Below are 12,812 nucleotides of genomic sequence, written 5' to 3'. Positions count from 1 at the left end.
CTCGAACAGCGCACTCTGATGGCCCGCGCGGTACGCGTCGTCGTTCTCGGCGCCGGATCGTGGGGAACCACCGTCGCCGGCCTCGCTGCCCGCAACACGCCCACGTTGCTGTGGGCGCGAAACGAGGACGCAGCCGACGAGATCAACACCAATCGGACCAATTCCAAATACCTCGGCGACCGAAGGCTCACCAAGGGGCTGAGAGCAACGTCCGATCTGGTCGAAGCAGCTCGCGAAGCCGACGTCCTGGTGTGTGGGGTGCCGTCACATGCCGTGCGCTCCACACTCGCCGAGATCTCCGACGAGGTACGCGCGTGGGTGCCGATCCTGTCGCTCTCCAAGGGCCTCGAACCCGGGACTCGTCTGCGCCCCACCGAAGTAATCGCCGAATGCCTGCCCGGCCACCCGGTCGGCCTTCTGGCCGGACCGAACATCGCCAAGGAAATTGCCGACGGCATGGCCGCCGCCTCCGTCGTCGCAACACAGGACGATCGCGTGGCCGCTGCCCTTCAACCGCTGTTCGCGTCCGCAGTGTTCCGCGTCTACCGGAACACCGACGTTCTCGGGTGCGAGCTTGGTGGCGTTCTCAAGAACATCGTGGCGATCGCGTCCGGCATGGCTGACGGACTGGGCGTCGGTGACAACACTCGCGCCATGGTTCTTGCCCGTGGACTCGCGGAGATGACCCGCATGGGTGAAGCAATGGGCGCTAATCCGCGAACCTTTGCCGGATTGACCGGCGTCGGCGATCTGATTGCCACATGCATGGCTCCGACGTCGCGCAACCGTCGCGTCGGCGAGGCTCTCGCCCAAGGACTCACGGTCGAGGAAGCTGTCGCCAAACTCGGCCAGGTTGCCGAGGGCGTCAAGACTGCGCCGACGGTTATGGCCCTGGCTCGGGAGTTCGGCGTGGACATGCCCATCGCGGCTGAGGTCGAGGCTGTCATCGCCGGCCGGCAGAGCGCGAACGACGCCTACCGAGGCCTCCAGAAGGTGGCGGCCGGTGGCGAGGAAGACATCGCGTGATCAATATCTACAGGTATCTAGCTAATCAGCTAGATACCTGTAGATAGATCAATCGACTGGATCAGCCACCCACCGGACGCAGGATCCACCAGCCGCCCACCACCAGAACTCCGACGTTGACCAGCAAGAACAGCGCCACCCAGACAATCGCGGGTATCGGTGAAAGCCTTGCTAGTTGATCGGCATCGGAATCCGGTGCGCCGCCACGCTGCATGCGCTGACGCTGAAGTTCCACCACCGGACGCGGCCCAGCGAAAAGCAGGAAGAGCGTCAGGAAATACGCGGCCGCCACCTGCTGTTCCGGAGTCCCCCACCACACCAGAGCAAACAGCACCGCGCCGACCACCGCCAGTGAGAACACCCCGTACAGATTGCGGATCAGCACCATCATCACCGCGATCACGAACAGCCCGATCCACAGCACCGACACAGCACGCTGCGCGCCCAACAATGCGGCAGCGCCGAGTCCGAGGATCGACGGCCCCACGTACCCGGCGAACGTCATGAGGATGACACCCAAACCCGTCGGCTTTCCCGACGAAATCGCAACACCCGACGTATCCGAGTGCAGCCGAAGGCCTTTCAGCCTACGCCCGACCAAGACCGCAACAATGAGATGCGCGCCTTCGTGTGCAATGGTCACGACATTGCGCGCAACCCGCCATAGGTGTGGTTCAAGGACGATCACGACAGCCAACAGCGCCATCAGTGGAACTACCCAAGTCTGTGGCGCGGGACTGATCGCCGCAACGCGATCCCAAGCCGTCTGCAGCGCGTTCATTCCGCCTGCCCTCGCAAGTAGCGGCCGAAATGCGGAACCGTGAATCCGATGGAACCCCGCTCGGCCGAATAGATCAGCCCCTTCTTGATCAGACCGTCACGCGCGGGTGAGAGCGACGCCGGTTTGCGGCCGAGTTCGACGGCAATCGCCGACGTCGCGACCGGACCGTCGTCACCGGAAAGATCTGCCATCGCGCGCATGTATTCACGTTCCGCCGGAGTGGCTCTCTCGTAACGTGATCCGAAGAAGCCGACTGCCAGTTCTTCTTCGGCACTCGGAGCGCCCACTCGCACATCATCTTTGGTGATCGGACTCGACGCGGCCACATCCCACGTCGCTTTTCCGTAGGCCTGAACAAAATACGGATAGCCGTCCGCCGCGTCGTACAGCGCGTCGAGCGCTTCGTCCGTGAATTTGACGTCCTCACGCTCGGCGGGCGCAATCAATGCCTGGTCTGCAGCTTCCCGTTCGAGTCGATCGATCCGGTGATAGCTGAACAGCCGCTCCGAGTAGCTTTTCGACGCCGACAACACTGCTGGCAGATGCGGAAGTCCGGCTCCCACGACGATGAGCGGTGCACCGTCTTGGCTGAGTTCATGGCACGCGCCGCAGATCGCAGATACGTCCGCAGCACTGAGGTCCTGCATCTCGTCGATGAAGATCGCGATCCCGACGCCGACATCGCGCGCCAGCGACGACGCTTCCATCAGCAATTCCACCAAGTCGATCTCGATGTCACCGCTGTCGGCTCGGCCCTTGATCGCCGGAGCATCGATGCCTGGTTGCCACCGTTCGCGCATTCCCTTGTCCGCAGTCGCGCGTAGCGCAAAGGATTTGAGGACACCCAGAAACTGTTCTACTCGCTCCGGATCGCGATGTGACACCGCAATTTCCCGCACTGCCATGTGTAGAGCGGAAGAGAGTGGGCGTCGTAAATCTTGATCGGGACGTGCCTCAATTTTGCCTGTCCCCCATCTCTTCGAGATGGCGGCCGACCGTAACTGGTTGAGCAGCACCGTCTTTCCGACACCGCGCAGCCCGGTCAGGACAACACTGCGCTCGGGCCGTCCTCGAGCAATTCGCTCGAGGACGACATCGAAGGCATCGATCTGCTTGTCGCGGCCTGCCAACTCCGGCGGCCGTTGACCGGCACCGGGGGCATATGGATTGCGCACTGGGTCCATGCCAACCGACGGTACAAGCCGACTAGCCGCATATGCCGCTCTCTAGGGCGTGTCCTAGAAAACTAGGAACCGGCGCTTCCCGTACTGCTGCTTCCGTTACTCAGACTGCCCGTGAGACTTCCCGTGAGACTTCCCAGGCTGCCACTGTTGCTGCTGCCGAGTTCACTGCTTCCCGCCTGGATTCCCGCCTGGATCCGGAGCACTTCTGCGATCACGTCGTTGAGGGTTTCGAATCCCAGGCCCTCGAGTGATCCTGAGAGGCTTCCAGCGCCACCGTCACTGCTGCCCACACTTCCGCTGCTACCCAGACTCCCGAGTGGACTACCCACGAGGACGACCTCCGGCAAGCTGATCGTCGGAATCGGAATGTTCCCACTGATGAGACCAGCGGTAAGTTCGGGGATCGATACGCAAGCGCCAACCACGCCGTAGATGCCCGGCGACACAGTCACGGTCTCGGTCAGGCTTCGCTGCGGAAGAACGCCGAACAGGTCCAAGGGGCTTTCGACCAGCGGGTATTCGAGAACACCCGGCGTCAGGATCGATGCGGGGTCGTTGATGATTCCGGGCAATTTCCCGACCGCGACGACCACCGGCGTGCAGTTGATGAAACTGAACCGCGGATTCGGGTTCGTGAGCGTGAACGTGATGTCGTTGTCTGCCACACTCACCTCCAACGGCGGTGCGAGCGGCGCTGCGAGAGCCGACGTGGTTCCGGCAAAGGTCAGTCCGATCGCTGCTGCCGAGCTGATCGCCACTCCTCCGAGCACACGCTTGAACCCACGACTATGCATTTCCGTACCTCCGGATAGCTCGGTAATTGAGACTTCCAGAACAATAGACTGATTAGTCGGAAATGTGCTACGGAATAGCGAACTGCACCGGAGCCGGAAAGGTTACCCCGAGTCCGGTGCAGCTGACAAGAATTACCGTGTGCCAATTTTCACTTCGGCAGGAAGCCCGACAGCAGTCCCTCGAGGCTTCCGCCACTCAGGCTTCCCATGTCGATGCCACCGAAGGGGTTACCGATCGTGACCAGCTGGGGCGTACCGAAAGCCGGCTTGATGGGGATGACCGTCGGGTCGATGCATGCACCGATCACGGCATACATTCCGTCAGGAACATCGGCCACCGGCATGGTCACCGTCTCTCCCGCGGGAACGCCGAACAGAGACTGAAGATCCGCAACATGGGGGTAGACAACAACAGTCGGGTCGAGCAACTTGCTCGGATCGTCGGCAATGTTTGCCGCTTCGAGCGCGTTGACGACAAGCGCCTGGCACCGCGGCGCCAAAGCCCCATTTGCGGTGCTGTTGTTGTTGACAACCGTCAACGACATATCGTTGCCGTCGACCGTGAAGGTCACTTCGGGCGCCGTAACAGCGGCTGACGCGATTGCCGGGCTGATCAGTGCTGCGCCGCCAACGGTTGCGGCAGCGACAGCCACAGCGCCTACTACGCGACGAATCGTAAACTTGCTCTCTACCTGCATTGACGACCCTCTCATTGCTGGTTCCGCGACCGGAGCCGCGATGACCTGCGAAGTTTAGAACTAGACAAGCGTCCAATGTGAAGGAATCGTACAAATCGGACCAAACGCCCAAAGCTCGGGACCAATGTCCCACAGTAGGGGCGCGTCACCAAGTGATATTCACATGCCAACCGAGTCGACACCGCAAAGAAGCCCACGCTTCTCCAGGATCGGCCGGACGCCTTCACCGAACTGGTACGTCTCCTCGAGATGTGGATAACCCGACAGAATGAAGTGATCCAAGCCGATTGCTGCGTACTCGGCGATCCGGTCGGCAACCTCCTCATGCGAACCGACCAGCGCGGTCCCGGCGCCTCCGCGCACCAACCCGACACCGGTCCACAGATTCGGCGAGATCTCCAACGACCGCGCGTGCGCACCCTGGCTGTACGCCGAGCCGCCACCGTGCAAGTCGAGCATCCGACGCTGCCCTTCCGAACCTGATCGAGCGAGATTCGCTTGCGCCAGTTCGACTGTCGCCGGATCCAAGGCGCTCAGCAGACGATCAGCCTCCGCCCACGCCTCCTCTGCTGTGTCACGACTGATGATGTGCAGACGAATTCCGTAGTCGAGGCTTCGGCCCTGAATCTCAGCCAGGTCCCTGATCCAGTCGATCTTTGAGGCAACCGCGGACGGGGTTTCACCCCAGGTGAGATACGTATCGGCAAAACGTGACGCAACGGTGCCCGCGGCCGGTGACGAGCCCCCGAAAAAGATCGGCGGAACGGGATCCGGAATCCGATGCAAGGCAGCATTTTCCACGCTGACGTACTCTCCGGAGAAATCGACGGGACCGTTCCCGGCCCACAACTGCCGAATCACGTCGAGAAATTCGCCGCATCGCGCGTATCGCTGGTTCTTGTCCAGAAAGTCTCCGAAAGTTCGCTGCTCGTAGTCTTCGCCACCGGTTACGACATTCAGGAGTAGCCGGCCGCCGGATTGCCACTGGAACGTCGCCGCCATTTGAGCCGCCAACGTCGGACTCGACAAACCTGGCCGGAGCGCAACGAGAAACTTGAGGGTTTCGGTGGTGTCCACCATCATCGCCGTCGTCAACCAGGCGTCCTCGCACCACGCTCCGGTCGGAGTGAGGACGGCTTCGAATCCGTTGGCTTCTGCTGCAGCTCCGATCTGGTTCAAGTACTTCAGCGTCGCGGGACGGTCCCCGGACATCGAACTTCCGTGCCCGCCGGCCATCAGGTTGCGGGAATCGCCGTAGGTGGGCAGATACCAGTGGAAACGCAGAGACACGCCAGTTCCTCTTTTCGACGCCAGCAAGCAGAGGTCTCCATTACAGTGCCCGGACACGCCCTGGGTCAGGGTTGAAATCACGGAGATTCTTAGATGGCGCATCCGTGAACCGGTGATTATTCATAAATCTTGGCTATCCACTAGAAATCATGAGAAATCCCTGACAAGAGAATTTTTCCAATACGTCACTGCATCGGATACATCTGTGTATCGTTTGTGAAACCCACCGAACCGGAGGTACCGATGAGCTATGTGGCTGCCTTACCGCCCAAACGCGTCACCAAACGTAGAGGTCAAACGCGCCAGCGACTCCTCGACGCAGCGGCTGAGGTCTTTGCCGCCGAAGGGTTCGGACGCGCGACGGTCGAGCAGATCTGCGAGCGGGGTGGGTACTCACGAGGGGCCTTCTACTCCAACTTCGGATCCCTGGACGAACTGTTCTTTGCCATGTGGGAGCAACGATCCGCAGCAATGCTGGCAGACCTGAAAAAGGCGAGCGCGGCAATCACTGCCGGCTCACTCGACATAACTTCCGCCGTCGCGCGGATCGTCGAGGTGGTCCCCGTCGACCCACAGTGGTATCGGATCAACGCAGAATTCACGGCTCACGCACTTCGCAACGACGCCCTCCGAACCGCGTTAGCCGACCGCGAAGACGCGATCCTGCAAACCTTGCTGCCAATCGTCGAATCTGCACTCCACGATATCGGACGAAAAGTAGTCGGTGATCCCACGGCACTCGGACGGGCCCTGGTAGCAATCCATGACGGCACCAGCGTGCAGTGCCTCGTCGACACGGACACCGGTGCCGCGTTTACGCTGCGCCGCGACATTTTCACTCGAATCCTGCTGTCCTACAGCGCATCAATCGAATCCAACCAGCCAGAAGAGGAGTTGCTGTGAGCGAACATGCTGACGTCATCGTTGTCGGGGCCGGGCTTGCGGGCCTGGTCGCCACCTACGAACTGACGCGCGCGGGACGCAAAGTGCTTGTCGTAGAACAAGAAAACGCGGCCAACCTCGGCGCTCAGGCTTTCTGGTCCCTGGGCGGACTTTTCCTCGTCGACAGCCCCGAACAACGCCGACTCGGCATCAAGGATTCTCTGGATCTGGCCATGCAGGACTGGATGGGCACGGCTGCCTTCGACCGCGACCGCGAAGACCACTGGCCCCGCCAATGGGCCAAGGCCTACGTCGAGTTTGCAGCGGGAGAAAAGCGAGAGTACCTGCACGACTTGGGACTTCGATTGATGCCGAACGTCGGCTGGGCTGAACGCGGCCGCGGCATGGCTCTCGGTCACGGCAACTCCGTTCCCCGATTCCACCTCACCTGGGGAACTGGCCCCGGCGTCGTCGACGTATTTCTCAACAAGGTGATCGCGGCGCAGAAACGTGGACTCGTCACGTTCAAGCACCGCCACCAGGTCGATCAACTCGTACTCACCGACGGTGCAGTCACCGGAGTTCGCGGCACTGTCCTCGAGCCCTCCAACGCCATTCGCGGAGTCGAAAGCTCCCGCACACCAATCGGGGAATTCGAATTCTCCGCGCAGGCCGTTGTGGTCACCTCCGGTGGCATCGGCGGCAATTACGAACTGGTGAAGAAGAATTGGCCCGAGCGACTGGGCAAGGCGCCGGAGCACATGCTGACCGGCGTACCGGCACACGTCGACGGACGCATGCTCGAGATCACCGAATCCGCCGGCGGCAACATCGTCAACCGCGACCGCATGTGGCACTACACAGAAGGAATCCAGAACTGGAATCCCATCTGGCCCAATCACGGCATCCGCATCATCCCCGGCCCGTCGTCAATGTGGTTCGACGCCACCGGAAAACGCTTGCCGGTGCCCAACTTTCCCGGTTTCGACACGATGGGAACCTTCAAGTACATCCTCGACAGTGGTCACGAGTACACGTGGTTCATCCTCGATCAGAAGATCATCGAGAAGGAATTTGCACTGTCCGGTTCGGAACAGAACCCCGACTTCACCAATCGCGATTTCAAACTCCTGCTCGAACGCATCAAGAAGGGTGCACCCGGACCTGTCGAAGCATTCAAGCAGAAGGGCGTAGACTTCGTGGTGCGCAACAACCTTCGCGATCTTGTCGACGGCATGAACGCGCTCACCGACGAGCCGCTCCTCGACTTCGAGGACATCGAACGTGAAATGATCGCCCGCGATCGTGAGGTCGACAACAAGTACAGCAAAGACTTCCAAATCACCGCCATCCATGGTGCCCGCAACCTGCTGGCCGACAAGATCGTGCGCGTCGTCGCACCGCACAAGATCCTCGACGCCAAAAACGGCCCGCTGATCGCCGTCCGCCTCCACTTGCTTACGCGAAAGACTCTCGGAGGCTTGGAGACCAACCTCGATTCTCAGGTCATCAAGGCTGACGGCAGTGTATTCGCCGGCCTGTATGCCGCCGGTGAAGTGGCCGGCTTCGGCGGCGGCGGCGTCCATGGATACAGCGCACTGGAAGGAACCTTCCTCGGCGGCTGCATTTTCTCCGGCCGTGCAGCGGGCCGAGCGTTGGCACGAGACCTGTAACCGCAATCAGCCCGCTCGCGTACGGCGAGCGGGCTGAATACCGTTTCAACCGAGTAGCGTTCCACCAGTGAGAATTCGTGCAATCATCTCGAGCCGTGGCCCTTCCTGCTCTGGCTGTGCGTGCACTACCGCGCTGAGCGCCTCTCCGTCCAGTAGATGGACGACGGTGAACAGAACCATATCGAGCTGATCTTCCGGAATGTCCTGCATCACCGGGAGCTGACGGGCAACGTCAGCGATCTCCTTGTGGTACCGCTCCGTGACCGGGGCAAGATGCGCTCGAAGTTCGGTATCTGCGCGCGAAGCACCCAAAAGTTCGTACCATGCCGCATTGACAGGTGCACGACATGCCGCTCGCAGCAACAAGAGGCAATCCCTCACGGAATCGGATTGCAGCAGTTCGAGACCGCCGCGAAAGTTCGCAATCTGCTGCTCCCGCACTCGATCTGCAGCTGCGGCCATCAGATCTACGCGCGTCGGAAAGTGCCGGAAGAGACCACCCGATGACACGTCAGCCCGGGTACACACTTCACGAATCGTCGTCGCCGTGTAGCCGACCTCGCCGAGACTGGCCATGGTCGCGTCGAGAATCTTCGAGACCGTGTATTCACGGCGCTCCTGCTGCGTGCGACGGCGTTCGACGTCCACTTTCATTTACGATGTCGCCTTTCGCCGAGTCGAGCGATCACGCTTACCGGCGCGCAAAAAAATTCCGGTTCCGGCACCGGCCCCGTAGCCAGCAGCGAACTCTCCCGATTCGAAGACCACCTCACCACCGATGACTGTCGCGACAACAGCACGATCATTGCGATTCACCATGCGACTGAGCCCGCCGAACTCCGGCATCGGCGCCTCCGCATACTCCTCGGTAGAGCTGTCGAGTCCGGCAGGATCGACGATCACGAAGTCGGCACGATCACCGACACGCAGGAATCCCGCATCGAGGCCGTAGAACTCACCGATTTCTCCGGTTAATTTGTGCACGACTTCTGCCGTGTCCATGACCGGTGTGCCGCGCTCCGCGTACTCGTGAATTCTCTGCAACAAACGGATTCCGTAGTTGTAGAACGCCATGTTGCGCAGATGCGCCCCCGCATCGGAGAAGCCGATGGTCACTCCAGGTCGAGTGAGAAGGTGATTCAGTATCTCGGGTCGGTGGTTGGTGATGACCGTCGTCCAGCGCACGGAAGTTCCGTATTCCACTACCAAATCGAGAAATGCGTCGACCGGATGCATCGCCCGATCTCGTGCGACGTCCCCGAAGGTCTTGCCGATCAACGTCTCGTCCGGACATTCCAGAATTGTCGCGTCGTCGAAATCTCGATGCCAGATGCGTGAGGAGAACTTCTTCTCGAAGTCCTGACGGAACCATCGCCGGTACCCTTCGTCCCGCAATAGGTCGTTGCGGCCCATCTCTTCTCGCAGATGCAATGCTGCTCGCCCGGAACCGAACTCTTCGAAAACCACCAAGTCGATACCGTCCGAGTACACCTGGAACGGAACCGGAAGATGTTGCCAGCGCAAAGCGCCTTTCCCGAACCCGTTGGTAAGCCTCGCTATCGGACCGAAGATCCGATAGAGCCACGGGTCGGATTTGGGATCAGCTGCGGCCAGAACGGACAGCTTGAGCGGCTTGCGCATCAAGCCGGTGCTGGCTGCCGCAAAGAAGATGATGTCGTACTTCGTATTGAGATTCGGAATGGTCTGCAAGACAGCATTTCGGCGTCGCAGGATCTTGTGTAGCCGCCGAAACTCACTCCACCTCGCATACGTCGAGGGCAACGACCGTGAGCGATACCGGTCCCCGTCGAGTTTGTCCCAGGGGTTGGTCATGGTCGAGAGTCCGAGGAATCCTGCGTCGAGCGCACTCTCCACGGCAGCCTCCATGGTTTGCTGCTCTTTTTTGGTCGGTTTCTGACTACCGTCGGTCGATCTGCCCAGCCCCATCACCTTGGCTCGGATATCCGAGTGCCCCAGGAAAGCAGCAACATTGGGCCCCAAAGCCAGAGAGTCGAGCGCCAAAGCATATTCCTGCGGCGACGACCACGTCTTTCCGTTGCTCAAGGCAGCCAAAACGTGTTCACGCGGAAGAGCTTCCACCCTCGAAAACATGTCCGCAATGTCAAGAGGATCGCTGAATACCGTTGACAACGAACAGTTTCCAACCAAAACGGTGGTGACACCGTGCCGGACGGATTCGTTGAGCCCCGGTGCCACCAGAACCTCGGCATCGTAGTGCGTATGCACGTCGATGAAGCCGGGCATCACCCATTTACCCTCGGCGTCGATAACCCTCGTGCTCACACCAGGGCTCAGCGGTTCACGACTGACCTCGACCACCTGGCCGTCCCGGACCCCGATATCTCTGATCGACGCCGGACTGCCCGCACCGTCGAACCACAGTCCGCGTTGAACAATCAGGTCAAGATAACGCGCCATTGGTGACCTCCATCACATTGATGCAGGAAGGCTACTTCATTTAGAGGTTGCGCACTCTCTTTTTGGGCGAATTTTTCTACGCCGCCCAGAGAATTACACCGATCGGCGTCAACATACCGATTGATCCCGTCAAAATCTTGTCAACAAGGCACCCAGCGCTCCCGATCCGTCCGGATACTTGTTCGGTGAGACATGCAGTGATGATCGGCCACGCCAACGCCCTACGCCAACGAACCCCGCGCGCAGCGAAGCAAAGTCTCCGCGAGCGTCAAAAGCTCTCGGTGGCAACAGGTCTGGCAGGACTTTCGCTCGACGCGATGGCCTCGGTATCGTACGGTCCTGAGGCCATTGTGTTGGTGCTGGCGCTAGCCGGCGGGGCCGGACTCGGGTTCACTCTTCCGGTGACAATTGCCATCGCGATACTGCTCGCAGTCTTGGTTGCGTCGTACCGCCAGGTCATTGCCGCCTTCCCCGAAGGCGGCGGCGCCTACGCCGTCGCCCGGAAACACCTGAGCAAGCGAGCCAGCCTGACTGCTGCCGCGTCGTTGATCATCGATTACACCCTCAATGTCGCAGTGTCGATCGCTGCCGGCGTCGCGGCACTGACGTCGGCTTTCCCAACTCTGTTGCCCTATACGGTGTGGATCGCACTGGTGATTCTCGGCGGCATCACGGCGTTGAATTTGCGCGGAATCGCTGATTCGGCGCGAGCATTCATGCTGCCTACCGCCATCTTTGTGGTCAGCATCTTCACCGTGATTATCGCGGGACTGTTTCGAGACGAACCGGCCGCCCAAGTGTCGGCACCGTTCCTCGTCGGCAATGCGCACACAATCGGGGTTCTTCTACTCCTCAAAGCATTTTCGAGTGGTTGCGCCGCATTGACCGGAGTCGAGGCCATTGCCAATGCCGTACCGAGCTTCAAGAAGCCCCGAGTACGCACGGCCCAGCGCGCCGAGGTCGCATTGGGAGTCCTGTTGGGCACCATGCTGATCGGACTCGCAGTACTGATCGAAAAGTTCGCCTTGGCTCCGGTACCCGGAACAACAGTCCTGTCCCAGCTCACATCCGCCGCTCTCGGAAATGGCGTCGGCTACTACGTCGTCCAGTTCTCGACAGTAGTGCTGTTGGCCCTCGCTGCGAACACGTCGTACGGCGGACTACCCAACCTGATGCGAATCCTCGCCGATGACAATGTTCTTCCACACCGCTTCAGCCGGAAGTCGTCTCGGGACGTCTTCACGTACGGAGTGTTGGCCTTGGGCGGTGTCGCTGCCCTGCTTCTGATCGGATCCGCCGGCAAGATGAATACCCTTGTCCCCCTGTTTGCGATCGGCGTATTCATCGGGTTCACTCTCGCCCAGTACGGCATGGTGAAGCACTGGCTGACACTGCGAACCCCCGGCTGGAAATGGCGCTTGGCCCTGGGCGGTTTCGGAGCTGCCTTGACCGCGATCGCAGCGGTGGTGACCACCGCAATGAAGTTCACCGAAGGCGCCTGGCTGATCGCGCTCGCGCTACCGGCACTCGTGTTGGGTATGGAACGCGTCCGCGGCGCCTACCAGCACATCGGGGAACGTCTGACCGTCAGCGCAGACAAGAGCACCTCTCCGGCAATCGGATACAAGCCGGCCGTGCTGGTTCCGGTCTCAGGCCTGACGACGCTGTCGTCGCGCGCCATGGACGCTGCGTACGCCATGTCGTCGCAACCGATCGCCATCCGAGTCTGCATGGAGCACGAGTCGACGGCCGAGTTCGCTCGAAGATGGAATGCAGAGTACCCGAATTCCCGGTTGATCATCATCGAGGACACCGAGAACTCGGTGGGACTCTCACTGTCCCGGTACATTCGAGCACATTTCCCCCACCGGGAAACGTTTGCCGTGATCGCCACTCTTGATCCGGCAACGCCGTGGCACCGGTTTCTTCCGCGTCAACGCACTGACGAGGTTGCCGACGCACTGCGCAAGCACACCGATGCCGTGGTCTGCCAGGTACCGGTTCGGATAGATCCGGCCTTCCGAGATCCTGCGTTGCGCGCCTAG

Annotated in this window: 11 protein-coding genes; 4 read left to right on the top strand and 7 right to left on the bottom strand. The window is 60.6% G+C overall.

What is annotated here, in order from left to right:
- Positions 1–18 precede the first annotated feature (18 nt).
- A complete protein-coding gene (locus QM600_RS02145; protein WP_283259828.1) occupies positions 19–1,026 on the top strand; it encodes an NAD(P)H-dependent glycerol-3-phosphate dehydrogenase in 1,008 nt (335 codons plus the stop codon).
- Between the two features lie 61 nt (positions 1,027–1,087).
- Here the strand turns inward: QM600_RS02145 and QM600_RS02140 are convergent, their stop codons facing one another.
- From QM600_RS02140 to QM600_RS02120, 5 genes are all read right to left on the bottom strand, one after another.
- The gene (locus QM600_RS02140) at positions 1,088–1,807 is read right to left on the bottom strand and encodes a M50 family metallopeptidase (RefSeq protein ID WP_283259827.1); all 720 of its coding nucleotides are present in this window, start codon (positions 1,805–1,807) and stop codon (positions 1,088–1,090) included.
- Positions 1,804–2,991 carry an ATP-binding protein gene (locus QM600_RS02135; protein WP_283259826.1) on the bottom strand — a complete coding sequence of 396 codons (1,188 nt, stop codon included), beginning with the start codon at positions 2,989–2,991 and terminating at the stop codon, positions 1,804–1,806. Before QM600_RS02135 ends, QM600_RS02140 begins: the two co-directional genes overlap by 4 nt.
- Before the next feature lie 62 nt (positions 2,992–3,053).
- Complete coding sequence (locus QM600_RS02130) at positions 3,054–3,785, bottom strand: hypothetical protein (RefSeq protein WP_283259825.1); 732 nt, start codon at positions 3,783–3,785, stop codon at positions 3,054–3,056.
- 149 nt (positions 3,786–3,934) lie between these two features.
- Positions 3,935–4,498 (bottom strand): hypothetical protein, encoded by a 564-nt coding sequence (locus QM600_RS02125; RefSeq protein ID WP_283259824.1) that lies wholly within the window; start codon positions 4,496–4,498, stop codon positions 3,935–3,937.
- A gap of 144 nt (positions 4,499–4,642) precedes the next feature.
- Positions 4,643–5,773 (bottom strand): LLM class flavin-dependent oxidoreductase, encoded by a 1,131-nt coding sequence (locus QM600_RS02120; RefSeq protein WP_283259823.1) that lies wholly within the window; start codon positions 5,771–5,773, stop codon positions 4,643–4,645.
- 243 nt (positions 5,774–6,016) lie between these two features.
- On the opposite strand from QM600_RS02120, the gene QM600_RS02115 reads away from it, so the two are divergent.
- Together QM600_RS02115 and QM600_RS02110 are read left to right on the top strand one after the other, a co-directional pair.
- The gene (locus tag QM600_RS02115) at positions 6,017–6,676 is read left to right on the top strand and encodes a TetR/AcrR family transcriptional regulator (protein ID WP_283259822.1); all 660 of its coding nucleotides are present in this window, start codon (positions 6,017–6,019) and stop codon (positions 6,674–6,676) included.
- Positions 6,673–8,328 carry an FAD-binding dehydrogenase gene (locus QM600_RS02110; RefSeq protein WP_283259821.1) on the top strand — a complete coding sequence of 552 codons (1,656 nt, stop codon included), beginning with the start codon at positions 6,673–6,675 and terminating at the stop codon, positions 8,326–8,328. Before QM600_RS02115 ends, QM600_RS02110 begins: the two co-directional genes overlap by 4 nt.
- Positions 8,329–8,373: 45 nt before the next feature.
- Here QM600_RS02110 and QM600_RS02105 read toward each other — a convergent pair whose 3' ends face one another.
- Complete coding sequence (locus QM600_RS02105) at positions 8,374–8,976, bottom strand: TetR/AcrR family transcriptional regulator (protein WP_283259820.1); 603 nt, start codon at positions 8,974–8,976, stop codon at positions 8,374–8,376.
- A gap of 6 nt (positions 8,977–8,982) precedes the next feature.
- Entirely contained in the window at positions 8,983–10,767 is a 1,785-nt protein-coding gene (locus QM600_RS02100; RefSeq protein ID WP_283259819.1) for an N-acyl-D-amino-acid deacylase family protein, read from the bottom strand.
- A gap of 317 nt (positions 10,768–11,084) precedes the next feature.
- On the opposite strand from QM600_RS02100, the gene QM600_RS02095 reads away from it, so the two are divergent.
- Entirely contained in the window at positions 11,085–12,812 is a 1,728-nt protein-coding gene (locus QM600_RS02095; RefSeq protein ID WP_283259910.1) for an APC family permease, read from the top strand.

This window comes from Rhodococcus sp. IEGM 1379, from assembly GCF_030056815.1.
Lineage (GTDB): Bacteria > Actinomycetota > Actinomycetes > Mycobacteriales > Mycobacteriaceae > Rhodococcus_F.
This window is presented reverse-complemented; position numbering and strand designations above follow the sequence as displayed.